Annotated in this window: 28 protein-coding genes; 13 read left to right on the top strand and 15 right to left on the bottom strand. The window is 60.8% G+C overall.

What is annotated here, in order from left to right; genetic code table 11:
- Window positions 1-30: 30 nt before the first annotated feature.
- Window positions 31-2097 carry an AsmA family protein gene (locus tag JOE29_RS02760; RefSeq protein ID WP_057445367.1) on the bottom strand — a complete coding sequence of 689 codons (2067 nt, stop codon included), beginning with the start codon at window positions 2095-2097 and terminating at the stop codon, window positions 31-33.
- Between the two features lie 223 nt (window positions 2098-2320).
- Between JOE29_RS02760 and JOE29_RS02755 the strand changes: the two genes are divergently transcribed.
- From JOE29_RS02755 to JOE29_RS02735, 5 genes are all read left to right on the top strand, one after another.
- Window positions 2321-2953 (top strand): TetR family transcriptional regulator, encoded by a 633-nt coding sequence (locus JOE29_RS02755; protein ID WP_002555418.1) that lies wholly within the window; start codon window positions 2321-2323, stop codon window positions 2951-2953.
- Window positions 2954-3186: 233 nt separating this feature from the next.
- Window positions 3187-3687: an urease accessory protein UreE gene (gene ureE / locus JOE29_RS02750; RefSeq protein ID WP_003347894.1), complete on the top strand. Its 501-nt coding sequence runs from the start codon at window positions 3187-3189 to the stop codon at window positions 3685-3687.
- Window positions 3684-4358 (top strand): urease accessory protein UreF, encoded by a 675-nt coding sequence (locus JOE29_RS02745; RefSeq protein ID WP_057406101.1) that lies wholly within the window; start codon window positions 3684-3686, stop codon window positions 4356-4358. Before ureE ends, JOE29_RS02745 begins: the two co-directional genes overlap by 4 nt.
- 21 nt (window positions 4359-4379) lie before the next feature.
- Window positions 4380-4997: an urease accessory protein UreG gene (gene ureG, locus JOE29_RS02740; RefSeq protein WP_003368915.1), complete on the top strand. Its 618-nt coding sequence runs from the start codon at window positions 4380-4382 to the stop codon at window positions 4995-4997.
- 26 nt (window positions 4998-5023) lie between these two features.
- Window positions 5024-5596, top strand: coding sequence for a HupE/UreJ family protein (locus tag JOE29_RS02735; protein WP_024648029.1), 573 nt, complete (start codon window positions 5024-5026; stop codon window positions 5594-5596).
- A 48-nt stretch (window positions 5597-5644) separates the two neighbouring features.
- Here JOE29_RS02735 and JOE29_RS02730 read toward each other — a convergent pair whose 3' ends face one another.
- The 9 genes from JOE29_RS02730 to nrdR form a co-directional block, all read right to left on the bottom strand.
- A complete protein-coding gene (locus JOE29_RS02730) occupies window positions 5645-6064 on the bottom strand; it encodes a hypothetical protein (RefSeq protein WP_003317042.1) in 420 nt (139 codons plus the stop codon).
- A complete protein-coding gene (gene ribA, locus JOE29_RS02725; RefSeq protein WP_003317043.1) occupies window positions 6061-6678 on the bottom strand; it encodes a GTP cyclohydrolase II in 618 nt (205 codons plus the stop codon). The genes JOE29_RS02730 and ribA overlap by 4 nt, the downstream gene beginning before the upstream one ends.
- A 133-nt stretch (window positions 6679-6811) precedes the next feature.
- Entirely contained in the window at window positions 6812-7777 is a 966-nt protein-coding gene (gene thiL / locus JOE29_RS02720; RefSeq protein ID WP_210078770.1) for a thiamine-phosphate kinase, read from the bottom strand.
- A 16-nt stretch (window positions 7778-7793) separates the two neighbouring features.
- Window positions 7794-8291 carry a transcription antitermination factor NusB gene (gene nusB, locus JOE29_RS02715; RefSeq protein WP_003317045.1) on the bottom strand — a complete coding sequence of 166 codons (498 nt, stop codon included), beginning with the start codon at window positions 8289-8291 and terminating at the stop codon, window positions 7794-7796.
- Window positions 8288-8764 (bottom strand): 6,7-dimethyl-8-ribityllumazine synthase, encoded by a 477-nt coding sequence (ribE, locus tag JOE29_RS02710; protein ID WP_002555427.1) that lies wholly within the window; start codon window positions 8762-8764, stop codon window positions 8288-8290. The genes nusB and ribE overlap by 4 nt, the downstream gene beginning before the upstream one ends.
- A 129-nt stretch (window positions 8765-8893) precedes the next feature.
- The gene (ribBA, locus tag JOE29_RS02705; protein ID WP_003421165.1) at window positions 8894-9985 is read right to left on the bottom strand and encodes a bifunctional 3,4-dihydroxy-2-butanone-4-phosphate synthase/GTP cyclohydrolase II; all 1092 of its coding nucleotides are present in this window, start codon (window positions 9983-9985) and stop codon (window positions 8894-8896) included.
- 21 nt (window positions 9986-10006) lie between these two features.
- Entirely contained in the window at window positions 10007-10669 is a 663-nt protein-coding gene (locus JOE29_RS02700) for a riboflavin synthase (protein ID WP_003317049.1), read from the bottom strand.
- Between the two features lie 47 nt (window positions 10670-10716).
- Entirely contained in the window at window positions 10717-11817 is a 1101-nt protein-coding gene (ribD, locus tag JOE29_RS02695) for a bifunctional diaminohydroxyphosphoribosylaminopyrimidine deaminase/5-amino-6-(5-phosphoribosylamino)uracil reductase RibD (protein WP_153222310.1), read from the bottom strand.
- Window positions 11818-11858: 41 nt separating this feature from the next.
- Window positions 11859-12323 carry a transcriptional regulator NrdR gene (nrdR, locus tag JOE29_RS02690; RefSeq protein WP_003317051.1) on the bottom strand — a complete coding sequence of 155 codons (465 nt, stop codon included), beginning with the start codon at window positions 12321-12323 and terminating at the stop codon, window positions 11859-11861.
- Window positions 12324-12499: 176 nt separating this feature from the next.
- Here nrdR and JOE29_RS02685 point away from each other — a divergent pair, with 176 nt between their 5' ends.
- From JOE29_RS02685 to trxA, 3 genes are all read left to right on the top strand, one after another.
- Window positions 12500-12949, top strand: coding sequence for a hypothetical protein (locus tag JOE29_RS02685; protein WP_003317052.1), 450 nt, complete (start codon window positions 12500-12502; stop codon window positions 12947-12949).
- Window positions 12946-13599: a 50S ribosomal protein L11 methyltransferase gene (locus tag JOE29_RS02680; RefSeq protein ID WP_137983756.1), complete on the top strand. Its 654-nt coding sequence runs from the start codon at window positions 12946-12948 to the stop codon at window positions 13597-13599. The genes JOE29_RS02685 and JOE29_RS02680 overlap by 4 nt, the downstream gene beginning before the upstream one ends.
- Before the next feature lie 257 nt (window positions 13600-13856).
- The gene (trxA, locus tag JOE29_RS02675) at window positions 13857-14729 is read left to right on the top strand and encodes a thioredoxin (RefSeq protein ID WP_003349508.1); all 873 of its coding nucleotides are present in this window, start codon (window positions 13857-13859) and stop codon (window positions 14727-14729) included.
- A 54-nt stretch (window positions 14730-14783) separates the two neighbouring features.
- Here trxA and JOE29_RS02670 read toward each other — a convergent pair whose 3' ends face one another.
- Window positions 14784-15137 (bottom strand): hypothetical protein, encoded by a 354-nt coding sequence (locus JOE29_RS02670; RefSeq protein ID WP_003421174.1) that lies wholly within the window; start codon window positions 15135-15137, stop codon window positions 14784-14786.
- Window positions 15138-15198: 61 nt separating this feature from the next.
- Entirely contained in the window at window positions 15199-15621 is a 423-nt protein-coding gene (locus JOE29_RS02665) for a nuclear transport factor 2 family protein (RefSeq protein ID WP_003317055.1), read from the bottom strand.
- A 301-nt stretch (window positions 15622-15922) separates the two neighbouring features.
- Between JOE29_RS02665 and JOE29_RS02660 the strand changes: the two genes are divergently transcribed.
- The 5 genes from JOE29_RS02660 (at window position 15923) to JOE29_RS02640 (ending at window position 19880) form a co-directional block, all read left to right on the top strand.
- Window positions 15923-16510: a DUF2796 domain-containing protein gene (locus JOE29_RS02660; protein WP_003317056.1), complete on the top strand. Its 588-nt coding sequence runs from the start codon at window positions 15923-15925 to the stop codon at window positions 16508-16510.
- Between the two features lie 69 nt (window positions 16511-16579).
- Complete coding sequence (locus tag JOE29_RS02655; protein WP_110767869.1) at window positions 16580-17290, top strand: ABC transporter ATP-binding protein; 711 nt, start codon at window positions 16580-16582, stop codon at window positions 17288-17290.
- Between the two features lies 1 nt (window position 17291).
- Window positions 17292-18557: an ABC transporter permease gene (locus JOE29_RS02650; protein ID WP_003317058.1), complete on the top strand. Its 1266-nt coding sequence runs from the start codon at window positions 17292-17294 to the stop codon at window positions 18555-18557.
- A gap of 8 nt (window positions 18558-18565) precedes the next feature.
- The gene (locus JOE29_RS02645) at window positions 18566-19090 is read left to right on the top strand and encodes a DUF3299 domain-containing protein (RefSeq protein WP_137984062.1); all 525 of its coding nucleotides are present in this window, start codon (window positions 18566-18568) and stop codon (window positions 19088-19090) included.
- Between the two features lie 103 nt (window positions 19091-19193).
- Window positions 19194-19880, top strand: a complete 687-nt coding sequence (locus JOE29_RS02640; RefSeq protein WP_003317060.1) for an OmpW family outer membrane protein — start codon at window positions 19194-19196, stop codon at window positions 19878-19880.
- Window positions 19881-20157: 277 nt separating this feature from the next.
- Here JOE29_RS02640 and JOE29_RS02635 read toward each other — a convergent pair whose 3' ends face one another.
- The 3 genes from JOE29_RS02635 to JOE29_RS02625 all read right to left on the bottom strand — a co-directional run bounded on the left by JOE29_RS02635 (window position 20158) and on the right by JOE29_RS02625 (window position 22717).
- Window positions 20158-20652: a hypothetical protein gene (locus JOE29_RS02635; protein WP_046266906.1), complete on the bottom strand. Its 495-nt coding sequence runs from the start codon at window positions 20650-20652 to the stop codon at window positions 20158-20160.
- Between the two features lie 258 nt (window positions 20653-20910).
- Complete coding sequence (locus JOE29_RS02630; protein WP_003400349.1) at window positions 20911-21840, bottom strand: NAD-dependent epimerase/dehydratase family protein; 930 nt, start codon at window positions 21838-21840, stop codon at window positions 20911-20913.
- The gene (locus tag JOE29_RS02625; RefSeq protein WP_210078769.1) at window positions 21833-22717 is read right to left on the bottom strand and encodes a sugar nucleotide-binding protein; all 885 of its coding nucleotides are present in this window, start codon (window positions 22715-22717) and stop codon (window positions 21833-21835) included. The genes JOE29_RS02630 and JOE29_RS02625 overlap by 8 nt, the downstream gene beginning before the upstream one ends.
- Window positions 22718-22743 lie beyond the last annotated feature (26 nt).

Raw genomic sequence — 22743 nt, 5'->3', positions numbered from 1 at the left:
TGCTCCAGCGTGGGCACGAGAGATGGAGCGTTACTTCACCGTCTTCGGCGCCTTGCCGGTGCGCATCTGCTCCAGCAGCGGGCCACACTGATTCGGCTCGCTGTCGCCAGTGGCGACCAGCGCGAGCAAACCGGCAACAGGACCTACGGTTGCACCGAGCAGGACCATGCCGGCTCCACGCAGCAACAACGGACCGGACTGTACGCCTGCGTTGGGCTTGGCGAACGGGCCGTTGACGTACAGCGGCGAGCGCAGCGAGAACACGCGGAAGCCTTTGGATTCAGGGTTGATCTGCAGGTCCAGTTGCTCGGTCTTCAGGTTCGCGGTGCCATTGATATAGATGATGGCGTTCTCGGTATCGAAGACAAACAGCCGGCTGGTCGCAAGCCCGTCTTTGATACCGAAGTTCGAGGCCGCGCAATTGATCTTCACGTCCTTGTCGCCGAACAGCTTGCCGACTACGTAGTTGCCCACGTTGAGCCCGGCAATTTCCATCAGGCCACGACTGATCGCGCCGTCGTTCACCAGCATCTTCATTTCGCCGTTGGCAGACCCCAGCAAGGCTGCAATCGAGTTGCCGCGCCCACTGATATCGGCGTCGCCGTTCAGCTCACCGAAGCTGGTTTTCATCGGTTCGAAGGTCGGGAACAACTGCTTGAGCTTGAAATTGCGCGCCGACAGTTTAGCCCTGCCCTGCATCGGTTTGTTTTGCCCGTTCAGGCGAATGTCCGCGTCCAGCTTGCCGCCTGCCACACCAAAGCGCAGCGGCTCGAGGCTCAACTGACCATCGTCGAGAACCAGATGGGTGTAGAGGTCAGTGAACGGCAGATCCGGGCTCTGCACGATGCGCTTGCCGGTGAACTCCACGTCGGCGTCCATCGCCCGCCAGCGATCAGTCTGAAACTCCTCGACAGGCAGAACCTTGCCCGAAGGCTGCTTGCTCTCGCCACCGCGCTTTTTCTGCGCAGCATTGGAGTCCGCACCGATCAGCGGCGCGAGGTCACTGAACAGCAATTGGTTGGAGACCAGCACGCCACTCAGCTTGGGCCGGGGCTGACTGGCGACGAAGCCCAGATCGCCGTGGATATCGCTGTTGCCGATCTTGCCGTTGAAGCCTTCGTAACGGAAGTTGGCGCCGGCCGGATCATGCAGTTTGGCGATCAGACGGCCATCAGTGGAGTACGCCGGAGAATCCGGCAGGGTCACGCCGGTCAGCGGGTAAAGATTGCTCAGGCTCGCGCCGGAAAGCTTGAGGCGCAGATCCAGCGCGCCCAGGTTCTGTGGATCGGTCAGGGTCCCGGCGATCACCGCATGGGTGTCACCGACCTTCACGTCAGCCTGTACCGGAAACGGTTGATTGGCATCCTTGAGCGCGAGCAGACCGCCGACCTTGCCGGTGCCGCTCAGCTTCTGACCGTGATACTGGCCGGTGACCGCCAGTCCGAACGCATAATCCTGCGGCACTGCGCCCTTGTCCTGGGCCTTTTTCGCTTCCTTGCTGCCGACGATTTCACTGAACGGGATCGGCTTGCCGAGCAGGTCGATCACCACGTCCAGATTGGCGTTGAGTTTCTGGTCGTTGAAGCTCACCAGTCCCTTGTCAAACTTGATCGCGCCGATGTCCATCACCCATTTGGAGGGCTCGGCATTCGGGTCGGATTTGGGCAGATCGAACACCCAGTTGGCGCGACCATCGGCCAGACGCTCGAGTTTAGCCTCGGGGCCGGTCAGATCGATACGCGGGATAACCACTTGCTGCGCCAGCAGCGGCAGCAGCGAGAGACGAAATTCGACGTGCTTGAGGGTCACCATCTGCGGGGTCTTCGACCATTCAGGGTTACCCAGGCTCAGGTCATCGGCGACAAAGTGCGGCGACGGCACCCAGGCACGCCAGCCACCGAGTTCGGGCTCACGCGTCCAGCGCACATCCAGATCACCATTGATGGCGAACGGACGATGCAGCGCTTCGCTGACTTTTGCATTGAGGGTGGGTTTGATGCGATTCCAGTCGAAAGTGACGATCACAATGACCAATATAGCCAGCACCACCAGCAACGTGGCACCTGTCCAGGCGAAAATCTTGCGGCTGCGCGTCATGCGTCACTCTCCAGAAAACAGCGCCCCGACCCTGGCGCGCTGAATACGACATGAATGTTCGACTGACAAACGCGCCGAGGGTTTGATTTGAATATGAAAATGCATCGAAGGCCAGCACTCATGCACTATTACTGGTCAAGGAGCCTGACTGAAAACCCTTTCGACGCAGGTAAAGCGCATTTGCTAAAGTGCAACCCAGCCTAATCCAAGAATCATTTGAGCCATGCTGCCCCGCGCCGAACAGAAACAACAGACCCGAAGAGCCCTGCTCGATGCTGCCCATCAACTGATGGAGAGCGGGCGCGGCTTCGGCAGCCTGAGCCTGCGCGAAGTGGCGCGCACGGCAGGTATCGTACCGACCGGGTTCTACCGGCATTTTGAGGACATGGACCAGTTGGGGCTGGCGCTGGTCAGCGAGGTCGGCCAGACCTTTCGCGAGACCATCCGGCTGGTGCGCCACAACGAATTCGCCATGGGCGGGCTGATTCGTGCGTCGGTGAAGATATTCCTTGAACGCGTGGCGGCCAACCGCTCGCAGTTCCTGTTTTTGGCGCGCGAACAATACGGCGGCTCCTTAAAGGTGCGCCAGGCGCTCGGAGCGCTGCGTGAAGGCATCAGCGCCGACCTCACCGCCGATCTGGCAAAGATGCCCAAATGGCAGCACCTGAATGCCGATGCACTGTCGATCATCGCCGACCTGGTGGTCAAAAGCGTGTTCGCGATGCTGCCGGAACTGATCGACCCGCCCCCTGCCTCACTGGCCCCGCACCTGACACCTCAGGCGAAGATCACCCAGCAACTGCGCTTCATCTTCATTGGCGCACGGCACTGGCGGGGGCTGGGCAGTCACGATTGAGCGTCGGCACGCTCTGCTTCGTCCCGAGAAAAACGTCTCACTATTAACGCTCCCATCAACCAAAATCGCCGCACCAACTTAAAGCACTGACTCGCTTATGCACCCAAACAGGGCGCCGCGATGTGCACCGATACTCGCTTCACCTGCTTCTGTCAGCCATTTCGTCGCAAGCTGCACTGTTGGCAAGCCCCTTGCTCTGATTTGAAGCATCGCAATTGGCTGGAAGCTATCTGATGCTGGTGATTCACGACCGAATCGAACCTCAGGCCGAATGGGCCGCCGAACTGCATTTGAATTTCGAGGCACGCAGCAAAAGCCGACTGCGTTGCTTCAGTGCGGAAAACGAAGACGTTGGCCTGTTTCTGCAACGCGGCCAGTCGCCCCTGCGCGATGGCGAGTTTCTGCAGGCCAAGGACGGCCGTGTCGTGCGTGTCTGCGCACGTCCTGAAAAACTCATGCATGTCACGTGCAGCAGCACCTTCGAACTGACCCGCGCGGCCTATCACCTTGGCAATCGTCACGTGGCCCTGCAAGTCGGCGATGGCTGGCTACGCCTGCTCGACGATTACGTGCTCAAGGCGATGCTCGACCAACTGGGCGCCACTGTCGACACCATCGAAGCGCCGTTCCAGCCGGAACATGGCGCCTACGGCGGCGGGCATCATCACTCGCGCGCAGGCGAGGAGGATTTCAACTATCCGCCGCGCATGCACCAGTTTGGCGTGCGCAAGTGAACAGCGCCTGGGCGCTGTTGCGCCTGGCCAGCCCGCAGCTGCCTATCGGTGGCTACAGCTATTCGCAAGGGCTGGAAATGGCAGTGGAGCAGTCCATTGTGGTGGACCCGCAGACCGCGGGCCGCTGGATCGGCGATCAACTGCTGCTCAATCTCGCGCGTTTCGAGGCGCCCCTGCTGCTGGCTCATTGCGAAGCAGCGACAGCCGGTGACTGGGGTCAGCTGCTGCAAGTCAGCGAACAGCATCGCGCCAGCCGCGAGACCCGCGAGCTGCATCTGGAAAGCCGGCAGATGGGTTACTCCTTGAAGCAGTTGCTCGATGGCCTGCCTGAACTGGATCGTGATGCGCGCCATTTTCTGCAGCAGACTGCCGAGCCGCACCTGGCCCTTGGCTGGGCGCTGGCCGCACGCGCCTGGCAGATCAGCCCGCAGGATGCGCTGGCTGCCTGGCTATGGAGCTGGCTTGAAAACCAGCTGGCCGTGCTGATGAAAACCCTGCCGCTGGGCCAGCAAGCCGCCCAGCGCCTGACCAGCGAGCTGTTGCCGTTATTGCAGCAGGCGCAGGTCCGTGCGAGCACACAAGATCCCTGCCATGCCGGTAGCGCAGCCTTCGGTCTGTCCCTGGCGAGCATGGCGCACGAACGTCAATACAGCCGGTTATTCCGGTCCTGATCAGTCCTTATGGAGAACTCAATGAACAGCCAACCTCTGCGCGTCGGAATCGGTGGCCCGGTCGGATCCGGCAAGACGGCGCTGACCCTGGCGCTGTGCCTGGCATTGCGCGACCGCTATAACCTGGCCGTGGTGACCAACGATATCTATACCCGCGAAGACGCTGACTTTCTGGTGCGTAACGAGGCACTGGCACCTGAGCGCATCATCGGCGTTGAAACCGGCGGCTGCCCGCACACCGCCATTCGCGAGGACGCTTCGATCAACCTGGAAGCAGTCGACCAGCTCAATCGCCGCTTCGAAGGCCTGGACCTGATCATCGTCGAGTCCGGTGGCGATAACCTTTCCGCGACCTTCAGCCCGGAGCTTTCCGACCTGACCATCTACGTGATCGACGTGTCGGCCGGCGACAAACTGCCGCGCAAGGGCGGTCCGGGCATCTGTAAGTCCGACCTGCTGGTGATCAACAAGATCGACCTCGCCCCGTTGGTGGGCGCGTCACTGGAAATGATGGACAGCGACACGCGCAGGATGCGTGGCGAAAAGCCGTTCGTGTTCAGCAATCAGAAAACCGGTCAGGGTCTGGAACAGATCATTGCCTTCATTGAGCGCCAGGGCCTGCTGACTGCAGCAGCCTGAATTCAACAACCAAAAGGAACCCGTCGATGAACTACAAAAAAGCCCTTGGCGCCCTCGCGCTGTTGCTGGTGCCGACTCTGGCGCTGGCTCACCCCGGTCATGGCGATAACGGCCTGATCGCCGGTATCAGCCACCCGATCGGTGGGCTGGATCATTTGCTGGCCATGCTTGCCGTCGGCTTGTGGGCTGCGCAGCAACAAGGGTCGGCACGCTGGGCGCTGCCGTGCACCTTCGTCGGCACCATGCTGATCGGCGGCATGCTGGGCTTTGAAGGTCTGAACCTGCCTGCGCTGGAAAGCGGCATTGCAGCATCGGTACTGGCTCTGGGCCTGGCCGTGGCATTGGCAGTACGTCCGCCGCTGGCGTTGGCGGTCGCCGCAACAGCCCTGTTCGCCTTGTTCCATGGCGTAGCGCATGGCCTTGAACTGCCGGAGATGTCCAGCCCGTGGGCTTACGCAGCAGGTTTCGTTGCTGCAACTGCGGCCTTGCATGCGCTGGGTTATGCGATGGTTCGCGTGTTGCCTCAGGCGGCAGCACCGCTGGTGCGTATCGCCGGTGCAGCCTCTGCGGCAGCGGGTGTGTGGTTGCTGGCAGCCTGATCCCTGATCGAGTTTCGCGCTGATCGTGTCCGCGTCAGTTGGGGATGATCAGCGCGAAGGCGCAGGAATGCGGTACAGGTAGAGCAGCACTGCGCTGGCAAACGCCAGCAGACAGACCGGCAAGGGATGCAGACCGAACAGAACCGCGATGGCGGCGATCCAGGCGGGCAACCCGGCGGCCAGGAACGCCAGGCGGCGAATGGCCGCGAGCTTGAGCCACGCTGCCGGCTCCTCGGGTGTATCGAGTGCAGCCTGGGTGACCGCCAGCGCGCGCTTGTAGGCGCCGAAGGGTTTCAGGCTGACGAACATCGAGCCTATGCCGGCGATGAACAGCGGGATCGCCAACACCGGAATGAGCGGCTCGCTGGCACCGAAAAATAGACAGACCACCAACAATGGCGCCAAGGTCAGACCCAGTTGACGCCACCATTGCATCTCGAGCTTTTGACGAACCTCGCTGCGTGTCACGCGGGGCCGACCTCGCTTTGATGTTCGTTGCCCATCATGTGCCCCAGCTTGCCCGCCTTGGTCGCCAGATAAAGGCGGTTGTGCGGGTTTTGTCCGGTGTGCAGCGGCACGCGCTCGGCGACCGTGATGCCCATGTCGGTCAAGGCCTTCACCTTGCGCGGGTTGTTGGTCATCAGCCGCAACGACTGCACGCCCAGATGCTGAAGCATCGGCAGGCAGATCGCGTAGTCACGCTGATCGGCAGCAAAGCCCAGCCGCTCGTTGGCTTCAACCGTATCGGCACCGCCATCCTGCAGCTCATAGGCGCGGATCTTGTTCATCAGACCGATACCGCGCCCTTCCTGGCGCAAGTACAACAGTACGCCCCGCCCTTCGGTGGCAATGGCGCGCAGGGCGGCTTCCAGTTGAGAGCCGCAATCGCAACGCTGACTGAACAGGGCGTCGCCCGTCAGGCATTCGGAATGTACGCGACCCAGAACCGGCTCACCGTCCGCCACATCGCCCAGACTCAGGACGACGTGTTCACGGCCGGTTGCCGACTCGATAAAGCCGTGCATGGCAAACTCTGCAAAGGGAGTGGGCAGTTTGGAAGCGGCGACAAAGACGACGGGCACCGTGTGCTCCTGATCAGTATGAAGACTGGAAATTCGCAAGATTTGCATTGTAACAGCAGGTTCCTGCAGACGCTCAGGGTGAATTCTCGGGCATTTAGATCATAAAGTTCGATAGATAGAAGCGCTCATCCGCTCACTGCTCACCGCCGAAATGCTGGTAGCCACGCGTGTCGGGTGTGACGTCTTGCCCGGTGTCGTCGACAAGCACGACGCCTTGCCCCTGCTCTACCCGGCCAATGACGTGCACCGGCCAGCCTTCTTTCAGCAAAGTCGGCAGGTGTTCGGAAGGCAGCGTGAAGGCCAGGATGTAATCGTCGCCACCGCTCAGCGCGGCCTGTCGGGCAGAGGGCAGATCGAACAACGCCAGCAATGGGTCGGACATCGGCAGCCTGTCGCGCTCGACCACCAGACGCACACCCGACGCGCGAGCGATGTGTCCGCAGTCAGCCAGCAGCCCATCGGAGATGTCCAGCGCCGACGTCGCCCTGCCGCGCAAGGCCTGCCCCAGCGCCAGTTGCGGTTGCGGCGACCAGTAACGGGCCAGCAATGCTTCGACGATCGAGGGCTCGGCGCTGCGCTGCTTCAATACCAGCGGTAACGCACCTGCGCCATCACCCAGCGCGCCGCCGACACACAGCAGGTCACCCGTCTGGGCACCCGCGCGGGTCAGGGCTGATCCGGCCGGCACAGCGCCGAACACTGTCAGCGTCAGGCTCAAGGGGCCGCGCGTGGTATCACCACCGATCAGACGCAGCGAACAGCCTTGCGCCATCTGGTTCAGGCCGCGAGCGAAGGTCTGCAGCCAGGCGGCATCGACCTGCGGCAGGGTCAGGGCAAGGGTGAACGCGACAGGCCGGGCGCCCATGGCCGCCAGGTCACTGGCAGACACCGCCAGCGCACGCTGGCCAAGCAGAAAGGGGTCGCAGGCATCAGGAAAATGTACCCCGGCAACCAGGGTGTCGGTCGAGATCGCCAACTGCTCACCGGGCGCTAACGCCAGCAGCGCGCAGTCGTCGCCGATCCCCAGGGCAACTTCCTCGCCCACCTGCGCACAGGGCGCGGCGGCGAAGTAATTGCGGATCAGCTCGAACTCTCCCATGAAGGTCAGGCGCGAATCAGCGCTTGTGGGCCTTCACTTCGACTTCACGCAGGCGCGGCGCCAGCTTGTCCAGCACGCCATTGACGAACTTGTGGCCGTCAGTGGAGCCGTAGACTTTCGCCAGCTCGATGCCTTCGTTGATCACTACGCGATAAGGCACATCGATGCGCTTGAGCAGTTCGAAGGTGGACAGCCGCAGCACGGCCAGTTCAACCGGGTCGAGCTCTTCGATGGTCAGGTCAAGGCAAGGCGAGAGCGCGGTGTCGATCTCGGTCTTGTTGGTTGCCACGCCGTGCAGCAGCTCATGGAAGTAGGTGCCGTCGACGTTGCTGAAATCGTTGTCGACACGGAACTGCGCTTCGATCTCGTTCAACGAATGGCCGGCCATGTGCCACTGATACAGGGCCTGGGTTGCCATCTGACGTGCTTCACGACGCTTGGCGCTTTTGCCCTTGGCGGCTTCCGGCGATTTGGCGTCGCGCGGGTTGAACTGGTCGGTATCGTCGGAAATCACTTGGCCTCCAGCTGCGACAGCAGACTGACCATTTCGATAGCAGACAGGGCAGCTTCAGCACCCTTGTTGCCGGCCTTGGTGCCGGAACGCTCGATGGCCTGTTCAATGGAGTCGACGGTCAACACGCCGAAAGCGACCGGCACGCCGAATTCCATGGACACCTGAGACAAGCCCTTGACGCACTCGCCTGCCACGTATTCGAAGTGTGGAGTACCGCCACGGATCACTGCACCCAGTGCGACGATGGCCGCGAACTCGCTGCGTTGGGCAACTTTCTGCACAACCAGTGGAATCTCGAACGCACCCGGGGCACGGATGATGGTGATGTCGCTTTCGCTCACGCCATGGCGTACCAGCGCATCAACGGCACCGCTAACCAGGCTTTCCACGACGAAGCTGTTGAAACGGCCAACTACCAAGGCATAGCGGCCTTGGGGGGCGATGAAGGTACCTTCGATGGTCTTCAAGGTCATTCGGTGAGTCTCGTATTAAAGAGCAAGCCCGCCTTGGGGCGGACTTTGAGGGATATTAGGCCACGAATCATGCCTGTCAGGCCAAAACCTGCGAAAAACCATCTTTCACACGCCCCGACCTGCCGGTATTTATTCGGAGGGCACGTATTCTACAACTTCCAGATCGAAACCGGATATCGCATTGAACTTCATCGGCGAACTCATCAGGCGCATTTTGCGCACGCCGAGGTCACGAAGGATCTGCGAACCGGCACCGACCGTGCTGTAAGTGGTCGGTGTCTTGATCGGTTGCTGACCGGCGGTTTCGCGAATATGAGCCAGCAAGACATCGCCATCCAGCGGGTGACCGAGCAGCAGCACCACGCCGCTGCCCGCCTCGTTAACCGCGCGCATGGCGGCGCGCAGGCTCCATCGGCCGGGCTGGTTGACCATCAGCAGGTCACGCAACGGGTCCATGTTGTGCACGCGAACCAGCGTGGGCTCTTCGGCGCAGATGGTGCCCAGAGTCAGCGCCAGATGCACGTCGCCCTCGACCGAATCGCGGTAGGTCACCAGGTTGAAACTGCCCAGTTCGCTGTCCATCGGCTGCTCGGCAATCCGCTGAACGGTACGTTCGTGGATCATCCTGTAGTGAATCAGGTCGGCGATGGTGCCGATCTTGATGTCATGTTGCTGGGCAAATGCTTCGAGTTCGGCGCGACGGGACATGGTGCCGTCGTCGTTCATGACTTCGCAGATCAGGCCCGTCGCCTCGAAACCGGCCATGCGCGCCAGGTCGCAGGCCGCTTCGGTATGACCGGCGCGTGCCAGGGTGCCACCCGCCTGAGCCATGAGCGGGAAGATATGGCCCGGGCTGACGATGTCTTCGGCCTTGGCGTCCTTGGCAGCGGCAGCCTGCACCGTGCGTGCGCGGTCGGCTGCCGAGATGCCGGTGGTCACGCCTTCGGCAGCTTCAATGGAAACGGTGAACTTGGTGCCGAAACCTGAACCGTTGCGCGCTGCCATCAGCGGCAGCTTGAGGGTTTCGCAGCGCTCGCGAGTCATCGGCATGCAGATCAGACCACGGGCGAAACGCGCCATGAAGTTGATGTGCTCGGGCTTCACGCATTCGGCGGCCATGATCAGGTCGCCTTCGTTTTCGCGGTCTTCGTCATCCATGAGGATGACCATCTTGCCCTGGCGAATGTCTTCGACCAGTTCTTCGATACTGTTGAGCGCCACGCGGCACCCCCTTCAATCAATTCAGGATTTGAGGTAGCCGTTCTCGGCCAGGAAGCTTTCGGTGATCGTGCCGTGGCCCGGCTCGGCGGCCTTGTCACCCAGCAGCAGGCGCTCCAGATAACGCGCCAGCAGGTCGACCTCCAGATTGACCTTACGGCCGGGCTGGTAGTCGGCCATGATCGTTTCGCTCCAGGTATGAGGCACGATGGTCAGTTCGAACTCCGCGCCGTTGACCGAGTTGACGGTCAGGCTGGTGCCGTCGACCGTGATCGAGCCTTTGTGGGCGATGTATTTGGCCAGCTCACGTGGCGCACGCACGGTGAACTGAATGGCGCGGGCGTTATCTGCACGGGCGACGATTTCGCCGACGCCGTCGACATGACCGCTGACCAGATGGCCACCCAGACGTGTAGTCGGGGTCAGGGCCTTTTCCAGGTTGACCCGGCTGCCGCTCTTCAGGTCGACAAAGGCGGTGACGGTCAGGGTTTCCCGGCTGACGTCAGCCCAGAAGCCATCACCGGGCAATTCGACAGCGGTCAGGCATACGCCATTGACGGCAATGCTGTCGCCGAGTTTGACGTCGGTCAGGTCAAGCTTGCCGGTTTCCACATAAACGCGGACGTCGCCGCCTTTGGGAGTCAGGGCGCGGATGCTGCCAATGGATTCGATAATGCCGGTAAACATGGGTCCTCCGGGAGAACAAGGGCTGCGCGCAAGGCGAAAGCCGGGAATTATACGCCGGGTGTGCGCACAGGGAGAGCGATGACTCGCCAGTCATTACCGACAGCACGCATTTCCACAATGTTCAGCTCAAGTGCCTCGCTCATCTGCGCCAGGGGCAGATCGAGCAGCGGGCGGGCCGATGAGCCGAGAAACTTGCCGGCAATGAAGAGCTGAAACTCGTCGACCAGCCCGAGCCGGGCAAAAGCCCCCGCCAGTCGCGGACCGGCCTCGACCAGTACTTCATTGACGCCCCGCGCGGCGAGCTCGCCCATCAACCGGCGCAGGTCCACATGACCGGCGCTGTCGGCCAAGGCGAGCATTTCGTGGCCCTCTTCCTGATAACGACCTCGCGCCGACGCAGCGGCGCAGGTCACGACCAGTGCACTGCCTGCCTGGAAAAACGGTGCATCGAGCGGCACGCGTAAACGGCCGTCGATCAACACCCGCAACGGTGCACGTGCAGCGGCCAGCGCGGTCAGTTCGGCATCGAGCCCCAATTCATCAGGGCGAACGGTGAGACGAGCCTTGTCGGCCAGAACCGTGTCGGCGCCGCTGAGTACCACACTCGACTGCGCCCGCAGGCGTTGCACGGCAGAACGTGCCTCGGGGCCGGTGATCCACTGGCTTTCGCCGCTGGCCATCGCTGTGCGGCCATCCAGGCTCATGGCCATTTTGACCCGCACGTAAGGCAGGCCGGTCTCCATGCGCTTGAGAAAGCCTTTGTTCAGCGCTCGCGCTTCGCTTTCTAGCACGCCACATTGAACGCCGATGCCGGCATTCATGAGGCGCAACAGGCCACGGCCGGAGACTTCGGGGTTAGGGTCCTGCATCGCCGCGACCACCCGCGTCAGCCCGGCTTCGATCAGTGCATCGGCACAGGGCGGTGTGCGCCCCTGGTGACTGCACGGTTCGAGGGTGACGTAGGCGGTCGCACCTCTGGCCAGCTCGCCGGCCTGGCGCAACGCATGCACTTCGGCATGCGGCTCACCGGCGCGCGCATGCCAGCCTTCGCCAACGATCCGGCCTTCACGCACGATCACGCAGCCGACTCGCGGGTTGGGATGTGTGGAGTAGAGCCCCTTGCGCGCCAGCTCGAGTGCTCGCGCCATGTAATGAACGTCGAGAGCCGCCTGTTCAGTCAGCAATGCATTTATTCCTTGCCCGGCTCGCGGGCCAGACGGTCGATTTCTTCACGGAATTCGTTGAGGTCCTGAAAGCGGCGGTACACGGAAGCGAAGCGGATGTAAGCCACTTCGTCGAGCTTCTGCAGCTCGGTCATGACCAGCTCACCCACTACCAGCGATTTGACTTCGCGTTCGCCGGTCGCGCGCAGCTTGTGTTTGATGTGAACCAGGGCCGCTTCCAGGCGTTCGACACTCACCGGACGCTTTTCAAGCGCGCGCTGCATACCGGCGCGCAGTTTTTCTTCATCGAAAGGCTGGCGGCTGCCGTCCTGTTTGATCAGACGCGGCAAGACCAGCTCGGCAGTTTCGAACGTGGTGAAGCGCTCGCCGCAGGCCAGGCACTCGCGTCGGCGGCGTACTTGCTCGCCTTCGGCGACGAGGCGGGAGTCGATGACTTTGGTGTCATTGGCACCGCAGAAGGGACAGTGCATGGTGGCTGGCAACAAAAGAATGAGGAGCGCCATGTTAGCGCATCCTGCTGGCAAGACAAGGCTGAGGGTTTACGGTATATAGACGCGCATTAAAGCGGTGTGAAATTGTCCGGGCTCGGTAATACTGCACGCTTGGCGTCACCCAGCCTTTCGAATTTTGCCTTGTGGAGCTCTTGATGACGTTACGCCCCGCTTTTCTACTCTGCTTCATCGGCTTGCTGGCCGCGTGCAGCAGCAATGACGCGCCGAAACCCGCTGCGCCGCCACCGGTCGCACCTTCGATCAAGCTGCCTGCCGGGCCGGGGCCACTGCAACCGTACCAACGTGAACTCAGCGGGCAATTGCTGGGCGTGCCGGCTGGCGCCGAGGTCGAGTTGGCAATGCTGGTCATCGACGAGCGCGGACGTCCGCAGAAGCTGCTGACCAACACCCTGCTCAAGGGCAACGGTCAATCACTGCCGTTCCAGTTGCGCTTCAACCCGGAAGCCTTTCCGGTCGGCGGACGTGTCGAGCTGCGCGGTCGCGCCAGTAAATCCGGGCAGTTGATCCTGCACCTGCCGTCGATGCGTATCGATCAGCCGGCAACTCAGGCTCTGGGGCAGTTGCAGTTCGTCAAGGCGCCATGATCGCTCCGCAACATCTGCAACGCACGCTGAGCGAACTGCTTGGCGACGCCCGGCTGACCATCACTGCGCTGCCGGGCACAGAGTTGAAGCTGTGGCTGATCGACGATGCCAACATGGACCGCGCCTTCAGCCCGGATGAAACGCGGTGCATTCTGGAAGACCCACCGTACTGGTGCTTTTGCTGGGCCAGCGGCCTGGCTCTGGCACGTTTTCTGGTTGAAAACCCGCACTGGGTGGCTGGCAAACGGGTACTGGATTTCGGTGCGGGCTCGGGTGTAGCAGGCATTGCCGCGCTCAGGGCCGGGGCGCTTGAGGTTGTGGCCTGTGATCTCGACCCACTGGCGCTCGCTGCATGCCGGGCCAATGCCGAACTCAATCAGGTGCCATTGCGCTACTCGACGGATTTCTTTGCCGAGGCGGACCGCTTCGATCTGATTCTGGTCGCCGACGTGCTCTACGATCGCGCCAACCTGCCGTTGCTGGACCAGTTCCTCTCCCGAGGCCGCGAGGCACTGGTGGCCGATTCCCGCGTGCGCGACTTCAAGCACGCTGCCTACCAGCGTCTGACGATACTGCATGCACACACCCTGCCGGACCTGGCCGAGCCGCACGAATTTCGCGACGTGAGCCTCTATCACGCGGCGCGGTGAGCGCTAAATAACAGTCCGGGATTGCTCAGCTAAACGGCTTTTGTTGGAGCGAAGACGGTCGTTCAAACGATAAATTTCCAGAGAGCTTTCCACCCCTTTCGCGAACAAGCGAAGCGTCGCCCGGTTCGCTCCCACGGCCTTCGGCCAGCATCAATAGCAATGAGTGTGGGCACGATCATCTCCAATAGACGACACCGCTTTCAGCATTGCCCTGCGGGCTTTATAGTTGGCAGCATTCAGATTCTTCGAGACGTGCAATGAGCCAGGAAACTGCTTACATCTTCGACGCAACCGCCGCGAACTTCGATCAACTGGTGATCGACAAGTCCTTCGACCAGCCGGTGCTGGTGGATTTCTGGGCCGAGTGGTGTGCGCCCTGCAAGGTCTTGATGCCCCTGCTGCAGCAAATCACCGAGAGCTATCAGGGCGAGCTGCTGCTGGCCAAGGTCAATTGCGACATCGAGCAGGACATCGTAGCGCGCTTCGGCATTCGCAGCCTGCCGACCGTGGTGCTGTTCAAGGACGGCCAGCCGGTAGATGGCTTTGCCGGTGCCCAGCCCGAGTCGGAAATCCGCAAGATTCTCGATCAGCACGTGGTCATGCCGCCACCGCCAGCCGCCGACCCGCTCAAGCAGGCACAGGCGCTGTTTGCGGAAAGTCGTTTCGCCGAAGCCGAAGCACAGCTCAAGGTGCTGTTGGGCGAGGACAACACCAATGGCGCGGCGCTGATTCTGTATGCGCGCTGCCTGGCTGAACGTGGCGAATTGAGCGAGGCCAAGGCCGTGCTGGATGCGGTCACCGGTGATGCACACAAGGCCGAACTGGCCGGTGCCAAGGCCCAGCTGACGTTCCTCGCGCAAGCCGCGACCCTGCCGGACGCTGCCGAACTGAAAAGCCGTCTTGCACAAAATCCTCAGGACGATGAAGCAGCACTGCAACTGGCGATTCAGCAGTTGTCGCGTCAACAGTACGAAGCTGCGCTCGAGGGCCTGCTCAAGCTGTTCATCCGCAATCGCAATTACGCCGAGGGGCTGCCGCACAAGACCCTGCTGCAAGTATTCGACCTGCTGGGCAACGATCACCCGCTGGTCACAGCGTACCGTCGCAAGCTGTTTGCCGCGCTGTACTAATGTACAAAGCAACAGGCACCGCTCGGGTGCCTGTTGTTGCTGAGCGCGGTCAGGTCACGTCGCTTCGACCCAGCTGTACAGCGGCGCATCTCCGCCGCTCTCGACTTTCACGTTCGCCGAGTGACGCAAGCGCACCAGCAGATGCTTGCCCGCAGCGGTACTGCCCGCCAACCCTTCCAGTTGCCCCAACAGATCCGGTCCACTCATCTGCCCGGCCTTGTGCAGCAATTCCTGAGCGACTTGCCAGAGCCTGTCGTCCTGGTTGAGCGGCTTGTTCTCGGCAGCGGCGGTGGGTGTCTCCGGGGCCGCGCCCTTGAGCTGCGCGCCCAGTTGCGCCCAGTCTCCTTCGTCCAGTTCAAGGGTCAAATCCACCGGCCACTGGCCTACGGTTCCACGAATACGCAACATGATGTGCACCTGCTGACAGTCAGGCGTACATGCTCCCACAGGCTGGCGCGCATTCCCATGATCAACCGTAACGCCACTGGTTGAGGACCGGTTCCTTGCCGTTGATGAAATTGCCAAGCGCCCGCACGTCGTAGACGTTTTCCCAGCACTCGATAATTCGGCCATCGCGAAACCGCCACAGGTCGCAAAACGGCATGATGATTTTCCGGCCCTCACAACTGGCGCGCATTTCGCCCAACACCGAGCCGAAGTGATCGTTGGCGATGATGTCGTGGACATCCATGTACAGGGTCTGATGGGTACGCCTGATCAGATTGATCTGGTGGGAAAGCACTGCCTCCCTGCCGATGGCTATGGACAAGCCACCGCCAGCGCCTTGATCCGCCTTGTGCAGCACGATGTCAGCGTCGGCGAATTCGGTGATGCGTGTCATATCCTTGTACACAGCACGCAGGACTTCTCTGTTCGAATGGAGCTTGTTCATGAGTATCTTCCCTGATGTCGCACTCGGCCCAGGTCGAGCGCAGGCCCTTACTGGCGATGAAAACCCTCCTGAGCATCCGGCGCAGGTGTAGCGATTTTCATCTTCCAGAGTAGGACTTGATGACGCGAAGTGTGAGACTACTTAGGCATAAGCACCGGACCGGGTATGCCCGACAAGACCGTCAATAGCGCTTTGCTGCAGCGCGGCCACCCGGCGTCTGGATAAAAACACGTCCACGCAGGCCGTCACTTGTTATAAGATCACATAACAGTTTTTCTCGATTATTGTTCTGGAGCCCGCTATGCGCCGTCTGCTACTCGCCCTGCCTTTTGCCCTGTTGCCACTCGTTGCTGCGCACGCGGCTGAAGAACACGACCACGATCATGGCGATGAACATGGCAGCCTGGGTGCGCACGAGCACGGCGTCGGACGTCTGGATGTGGTGCTGGAAGGCAAGACGCTGGAATTCGAATTCGACAGCCCGGCCATGAACATCGTCGGCTTCGAACACGTTGCGACCTCGGATGAAGACAAGGCCAAAGTCGCCAAGGCGCGCGAATTGCTGCTCAAGCCCAACGCGTTGTTCAGCATTGCCGATGCCGCCAATTGCTCGGCCACTTCGGTGAAGCTGGAAAGCCCGCTGTTTGGTGACAAGGATGACGATCACGACGAGCACGCCGATGCTGGCGATGCCGATCATCACGAGCACAGTGAAATCCATGGCCACTACAAGTTCGTCTGTGACGCACCGGCCATTCTGAAGAAGCTCGACCTGTCGCAAATCTTCATAACCTTTCCCGACACCAAGAAGCTTCAGGTACAACTGATTTCGCCAGGCGGCCAGTCAGGCGCAGAAGTGATCGCAGCCAACCCGACGCTGAAATTCTGATCGCACCCTGCAGTACAACGACCGGGCCTGGCCCGGTCTTTTAATTTCCAACCGAGCGTGAGTCAGCCTATGACCCAAGCACTGATCGAACTGTCGGACCTGCGCTTCAACTGGCCCGGCCATCCGCAACTGCTGGACATCCCCGAGTTCCGCCTGCAAAGCGGCGAAACCCTGTTCCTCAAAGGCCCGAGTGGCAGCGGTAAAACCACGCTGCTGGGCCTGCTGGGCGGTGTACAAAAACCGGTCAGCGGCAGCATTCGCCTGTTGAACCAGGACCTGTCGGCCCTCTCTTCGGCCGCTCGTGATCGCTTTCGCGTCGATCACACTGGCTACATCTTCCAGCAGTTCAACCTGCTGCCGTTTTTGTCGGTGCGGGAAAACATCGAACTGCCCTGTCACTTTTCAAAGGTCCGCGCCGAGCGTGCCAGGCAACGCCACGGCAGCGTCGAGAAAGCCACCACTACCCTGCTCGCCCACCTGGGTTTGAAAGACCCGGCGATGCTGACACGCCGCGCCGACTCGCTGTCCATCGGCCAACAACAGCGAGTCGCTGCCGCCCGGGCGCTGATCGGTCAACCGGAGCTGGTGATTGCCGATGAGCCTACGTCTGCGCTGGACGCGGATTCGCGCGAGGCGTTCATTCGCCTGTTGTTCGCCGAGTGCCGCGAGGCCGGGGCCAGCCTGCTGTTTGTCAGTCATGACCAGAGTCTGGCACCGCTGTTTGATCGCAATCTGTCGCTGAGCGACCTGAATCGCGCCGCCGTCGCCGTGGAGATTTGAGATGTATCTGTTTCGTCTGGCCATGGCCAGCCTGGCCAATCGCCGTTTCACCGCGTTTCTCACTGCCTTCGCCATTGCGCTGTCGGTTTGCCTGTTGCTGGCCGTCGAGCGGGTCCGCACCGAAGCGCGCTCCAGCTTCGCCAGCACCATCAGCGGCACCGACCTGATCGTCGGTGCGCGCTCCGGCTCGATCAACCTGTTGCTGTACTCGGTGTTCCGCATCGGCAATGCCACCAACAACATTCGCTGGGACAGCTTCGAGCACTTCGCCAACAGCAAGCAGGTCAAGTGGGCGATCCCGGTTTCGCTGGGCGACTCCCATCGTGGCTACCGGGTGATGGGCACCAATGAAGCGTATTTCGAGCATTATCAGTTCGGTCGCCAACAGCACCTGGAAATGGCCGAAGGACGCGAGTTCAAGACCGATCCCTTTGAAGTGGTGCTGGGTTCGGAGGTCGCCAAGGCGTTGCATTACAAGCTGGGCGACAAGCTGGTACTGGCGCACGGTGTCGCCGCGATCAGCCTGGTCAAGCATGACGACAAACCGTTCACCGTGGTCGGCATCCTCAAGCCGACCGGCACGCCGGTGGACCGCACGCTGCATATCAGCCTGGGCGGCATGGAGGCCATTCATATCGACTGGCACAACGGCGCACCGGCACGCGGCAACGAGCGCATTTCAGCCGATCAGGCGCGCAATATGGACCTGACGCCGACGGCGATCACTGCCTTCATGCTGGGCTTGAACAGCAAGATTTCCACCTTCAGCCTGCAACGCGAGATCAACGAATACCGTGGCGAGCCCATGCTGGCGATTCTGCCCGGCGTGGCACTGCAGGAGCTGTGGAGCCTGATGGGTACGGCTGAAAAGGCGCTGTTCGTGATTTCGCTGTTCGTGGTGCTGACCGGACTGATTGGCATGCTGACTGCGATTCTCACCAGCCTCAACGAGCGCCGCCGGGAAATGGCCATCCTGCGCTCGGTCGGCGCGCGCCCCTGGCATATCGCAAGTCTGCTTATACTCGAAGCCTTCGCCCTGGCGCTGGCGGGTGTCATCAGCGGCCTCGCGCTGCTCTATATCGGCATCTTCGTGGCCCGCGACTACGTGCTCGACAACTACGGTCTGTACCTGTCGTCTATGCCACCTGGCCAATATGAATGGACATTACTCGGTGCCATTCTCGGCTGCGCGCTGTTGATGGGAACCGTGCCAGCCTGGCGAGCCTACAGGCAGTCACTGGCCGATGGACTGTCGATTCGTTTATGAGGACCTTCATGATGCGGCGCATGCTACTCACTCTGCTGTTCTCGGTTACCACTCAAGCGTGGGCCGCCGAGCCGCGTGAGCTGACCTGGAATGACATGATTCCACCCGATGCACCTGTGGTGAAGCCGGTAACGGCTCCGCTGCACGATATGTCCAAGCTGTCCGATGCACTGGCCATGGAGGCAGCGCCTGCGGCCCACCAACTGGCACCGCATGCGCCGGTGGTCAAGGCACTGGACGGCATACTGGTGCGCTTACCGGGCTACATCGTGCCGCTCGAGGTCAGTGAGGAAGGCCGGGTGACGGAGTTTTTGCTGGTGCCGTATTTCGGCGCCTGCATTCATGTGCCGCCGCCACCGGCGAACCAGATCGTGCATGTCACGAGCGAGCTGGGTGTGAAGGTCGATGAGCTGTATCAGCCGTACTGGATCGAAGGACCGATGCAGGCCAAGTCGTCTTCCAGCGAACTGGCAGAAGCGGGTTATCAGATGCAGGCAGACAAGATTCTTGTCTACGAGTTGCCGGATTCATAAGGATCACGAGGTTCCCAGCGATTTCATTGAGCTGAGTCAAAGTCGCCGCTCGACAGCGCTTTAACATTACGCCCATAAATTTTGACTGATCTCTGGAGCCTCCATGCACAAGCATCTGCTACGCGCGTCCCTTGTCGCGCTTACCCTCACCGCCCCGGTCGCGGCACACGCCTACCAGTCCGGCGACTTCATCGTTCGCGCCGGTGTCGCGCACGTCCAGCCCAATGAAGACAGCGGCGAAGTGCGCCTCGACGGTGCCAAGGTTTCCGGCACCAAAGCGACTGTCGACGGCGAAAACCAGCTGGGCCTGACCTTCGCCTACATGCTGACCCAGCACGTCGGCGTCGAGCTGCTGGCCGCCACACCGTTCAGCCACACCGTATCGGTCAAAGGCCTCGGGCCTGGCCTGGATGGCAAGCTGGCCGATATCAAACAACTGCCGCCGACGCTGTCGTTGCAGTACTACCCGATGGAACCGTCGTCGAAATTCCAGCCGTACGCTGGCGTGGGCATCAACTACACCACGTTCTTCGATACCGACCTGACCGGCAACCGTAAGAATCAGGGTTTCAGCAACCTCAAGCTCAAGGACTCGGTCGGCCTGGCCGGGCAGTTGGGCATGGATTACATGATCACCGACAACGTACTGCTCAACGCCTCAGTCTGGTACGTCGACATCGACACCAAAGCAACCGTGGACGGCCCGTCAGCCCTGGCCGTCGGCAAGACCAAGGTCGACGTGGACATCGACCCGTGGGTTTACATGGTGGGCGTGGGTTACAAGTTCTGACCTGAACGTCTCAAGCGCCACAAACACAAAGGCACCCTCAGCGGGTGCCTTTGTGTTTTGTGGGGGCTGCTGACGCTCGTGCCAGTGCACCACGCTTGTCGGCTTTCAACAGTTCGCGGACAAACAGAGCATCTTTCGATCCGCTCTTTCACCCAAGTGGTGAAGCTGTATCAGAGAAACTCAAGCCCTGTTCAAGTTGACTCTTCGCATCTCGACAAACTGCCTTGAGGAGGCAAAATGGCCAGACTCTTGAACCTTATTTTCGGGCCGAAGCTTATTATGCTTGCTCGACAGTATCCTCAATTCTGAATACGCCATCACCGACATAGGTGATCGCCAGCGGCTTATCATCGGCAATTACCTCTGGCAATTTCAGATCGTAATTAGCCGTCAGGAACTGTTCCGGAATCATCGGTTCATCTATGCCCGAGGAACGAAGAAAGCTGCTGATGCCATACACCAGCACACCTACAGAAGCGATAGGACCTGGGTAAAGTTGAAGAAACTGAAGAAAAGTTAGCCCGGTCAGAGAGTCGATACGAACAGTGCTAGGGCCAAATATGATAAAAGCGCCCCCAACTACAAACAGCAGCAACCCAATAAGGCCCAAGAGGAGTGACGTCAAAATGACCGGTGCGCTATCGGTCTCCTTTTCAGTAGAGAGATAAGCCGAATATTCTTCAATAAAGCCCGGTACTGCGACTTCTCCCGGCACTTGGTGCACGATGACCTTGCCGAGATTTTCTACGTCTAGTTCATCTTCATCTTGCATGCCATGCGTCCTTCATAAGAATGACGATGGATACTAGAAGCCCTTGAAATTGCTGAACACCTTAAAATCATCAACTACAAAAAATGCAGAATACTCCTACATATTCGGAAGCTAAATCCTGCGCAACCAGCCAATAGATCTCACACCAACGTTGGGCCGCAGTCCATCGCAGTCGTCATAACCTCCCATGCTCTCGTGCATAAGCACCTTTTCAGGGCTGATTGAGGCACGGATAACGACAAGCACTTAGCGCGGTACTCACTGCCCCATCAACAACTCAAGCCCACGCACCAGCGGCGTTGGCTCGTCGAGGGTGAAGTGTTCCAGCAGGCGTTGGTTGCTGGCGCGGGAGTGTTTGATGTCGCCCGAGCGTGGTGCCTGATAGGTGACTTCCGGCTGCTTGCCGACAACCTGTGCAAGCGCAGCCAGCAGTTCATTGAGTGACGTGGTCTTGTTCAGGCCGACGTTGATCGCGCCTTCGATGGCGCTTTCCCGTGACAAGGCCTGCAGCAGCAGCTTGAGCAGATCCCCGACATAGTAGAAATCCCGCGTCTGCTCGCCATCGCCAAACACGCTGATCGGCAGGCCTTTGCGGATACGCTCAGCAAAGATGCTGATCACGCCCGAGTACGGCGACGATGGGTCCTGGCGTGGCCCGAAAATGTTGAAGAAGCGAAAGATCACCGGTTCCAGGCCATGCTGGCGACGGTAGAAATCCAGGTAATACTCGCTGGCCAGCTTGTCCGAGGCGTAAGGGGTCAGCGGTGCCTTGGTGGTGTCCTCGGTGATCGCTTCGCCCTCACCGTTGTTGCCGTACACCGCCGCGCTGGAAGCGAAGATCACCCGTTTGATTCCCGCTTCGCGCATGGCCTCGCAGACATTCAACGTGCCGATGAAGTTGCTCTGGTGGGTGCGCACCGGGTCATCTACCGACGCCTGCACCGAGGCCACTGCCGCCAGGTGCACGACGGCCTTGCAGCCCTGCGCCGCGCGCTTGACCAGGTCGGCATCGGCCACGTCCCCTTCGATCAGTTCGACCCGCGGGTTATCGAGCGGCAAGTTGCTGCGCTTGCCTGCCGAGAGGTTGTCGAGGATACGCACGGCCTGCCCGCTGGCAAGCAATGCGTCGGTCAGGTGCGAGCCAATGAAACCCGCACCTCCAGTGATCAGAACAGGAGCGTCAGACATGTCGATAATACCGATCCAGCAGGCTTGGCAGGCCGGCCCGCCAGGCGCGGGGCTTGATGCCGAAAGTGTGGAGAATTTTCTTGCAGGCCAGTACCGAGTGCTGCGGTTCTTCGGCTGCATCGGGACGCGCGGCATGAGCCTGCGCAGTGGGCGATTCGATGGCCAGCGCGTGCAGCAGACGCGCTTCGGTGAGCACTGCCTGCCCCAGCGCCAGTGGCGTGGTCGCCTCGTGTCCGGCGTAGTGGTAGGTGCCCCACAGCGGCGCTTCGCAGTCGAGTTGCTTGATGACCGAAATGATCACCCGTGCCGCATCATCGACCGGCGTCGGGTTGCCGCGGCGATCGTCGGCGAGCAGCAGCTCTCCGGGTTCCTTCGCACGCGAGAGAAAGCGGCCCAGCACGCCATCGGTGCTGTCATCCAGCAGCCAGCCGAAACGCACCAGCACATGTTGCGGGCAGGTCGCGCGAACGCTCTGTTCGATACGCCACAGGGCCTGACCGCGCAGGCCCAAGGGTACAGGATCGTCTTTTTCGCTGTAGGCCGTCGCGCGGGAACCATCGAATACACGATAGCTGGACGGCTGAACCAGCGTGATGTTGTGGTGCTGACACAGTTCGGCAAGACGCTCGACAGAGCGCTCCTGATGGGTCAGGCGCGCTTCACTCACGGTCTCCGCCTGAAACCAGTCGAAGTAGTAAGCAAGGTTGATCAGGGCATCGGGACGGGTGTCATCAAGCAGTTGCGTGAGGCTCGCCACATCCCAGCCGTCTTGCGGTGGACGTGGTGCGAGGAAGCCAATGTCTTCCTCTGCACCCAGACGAATCAGCGCCTGCCCGAGGGCATTCCCGCCGCCCAACAGCATAAGGCGCATTCGCATAGAGTCAGCAGGCTCGGTATCAGGTA

Origin of the sequence: Pseudomonas sp. PvP009 (assembly GCF_017832995.1) — a bacterium.
In the GTDB taxonomy this organism is placed as follows: Bacteria; Pseudomonadota; Gammaproteobacteria; order Pseudomonadales; family Pseudomonadaceae; genus Aquipseudomonas; species Aquipseudomonas syringae.
The sequence above is the reverse complement of the archived record's forward strand: the minus strand, read 5'-3'. Positions and strand labels throughout refer to the sequence as shown.

Bases quoted from the DNA above. Each gene is read 5' to 3' on its own strand.
- JOE29_RS02760 (WP_057445367.1), bottom strand. From the start codon at position 2,097: ATGACGCGCAGCCGCAAGATTTTCGCCTGGACAGGTGCCACGTTGCTG.
- JOE29_RS02755 (WP_002555418.1), top strand. From the start codon at position 2,321: ATGCTGCCCCGCGCCGAACAGAAACAACAGACCCGAAGAGCCCTGCTC.
- ureE (WP_003347894.1), top strand. From the start codon at position 3,187: ATGCTGGTGATTCACGACCGAATCGAACCTCAGGCCGAATGGGCCGCC.
- ureG (WP_003368915.1), top strand. From the start codon at position 4,380: ATGAACAGCCAACCTCTGCGCGTCGGAATCGGTGGCCCGGTCGGATCC.
- JOE29_RS02735 (WP_024648029.1), top strand. From the start codon at position 5,024: ATGAACTACAAAAAAGCCCTTGGCGCCCTCGCGCTGTTGCTGGTGCCG.
- thiL (WP_210078770.1), bottom strand. From the start codon at position 7,777: ATGGGAGAGTTCGAGCTGATCCGCAATTACTTCGCCGCCGCGCCCTGT.
- ribE (WP_002555427.1), bottom strand. From the start codon at position 8,764: ATGACCTTGAAGACCATCGAAGGTACCTTCATCGCCCCCCAAGGCCGC.
- JOE29_RS02700 (WP_003317049.1), bottom strand. From the start codon at position 10,669: ATGTTTACCGGCATTATCGAATCCATTGGCAGCATCCGCGCCCTGACT.
- ribD (WP_153222310.1), bottom strand. From the start codon at position 11,817: ATGGCGCGAGCACTCGAGCTGGCGCGCAAGGGGCTCTACTCCACACAT.
- nrdR (WP_003317051.1), bottom strand. From the start codon at position 12,323: ATGCACTGTCCCTTCTGCGGTGCCAATGACACCAAAGTCATCGACTCC.
- JOE29_RS02685 (WP_003317052.1), top strand. From the start codon at position 12,500: ATGACGTTACGCCCCGCTTTTCTACTCTGCTTCATCGGCTTGCTGGCC.
- JOE29_RS02680 (WP_137983756.1), top strand. From the start codon at position 12,946: ATGATCGCTCCGCAACATCTGCAACGCACGCTGAGCGAACTGCTTGGC.
- trxA (WP_003349508.1), top strand. From the start codon at position 13,857: ATGAGCCAGGAAACTGCTTACATCTTCGACGCAACCGCCGCGAACTTC.
- JOE29_RS02670 (WP_003421174.1), bottom strand. From the start codon at position 15,137: ATGTTGCGTATTCGTGGAACCGTAGGCCAGTGGCCGGTGGATTTGACC.
- JOE29_RS02665 (WP_003317055.1), bottom strand. From the start codon at position 15,621: ATGAACAAGCTCCATTCGAACAGAGAAGTCCTGCGTGCTGTGTACAAG.
- JOE29_RS02660 (WP_003317056.1), top strand. From the start codon at position 15,923: ATGCGCCGTCTGCTACTCGCCCTGCCTTTTGCCCTGTTGCCACTCGTT.
- JOE29_RS02655 (WP_110767869.1), top strand. From the start codon at position 16,580: ATGACCCAAGCACTGATCGAACTGTCGGACCTGCGCTTCAACTGGCCC.
- JOE29_RS02650 (WP_003317058.1), top strand. From the start codon at position 17,292: ATGTATCTGTTTCGTCTGGCCATGGCCAGCCTGGCCAATCGCCGTTTC.
- JOE29_RS02645 (WP_137984062.1), top strand. From the start codon at position 18,566: ATGATGCGGCGCATGCTACTCACTCTGCTGTTCTCGGTTACCACTCAA.
- JOE29_RS02640 (WP_003317060.1), top strand. From the start codon at position 19,194: ATGCACAAGCATCTGCTACGCGCGTCCCTTGTCGCGCTTACCCTCACC.
- JOE29_RS02635 (WP_046266906.1), bottom strand. From the start codon at position 20,652: ATGCAAGATGAAGATGAACTAGACGTAGAAAATCTCGGCAAGGTCATC.
- JOE29_RS02630 (WP_003400349.1), bottom strand. From the start codon at position 21,840: ATGTCTGACGCTCCTGTTCTGATCACTGGAGGTGCGGGTTTCATTGGC.
- JOE29_RS02625 (WP_210078769.1), bottom strand. From the start codon at position 22,717: ATGCGAATGCGCCTTATGCTGTTGGGCGGCGGGAATGCCCTCGGGCAG.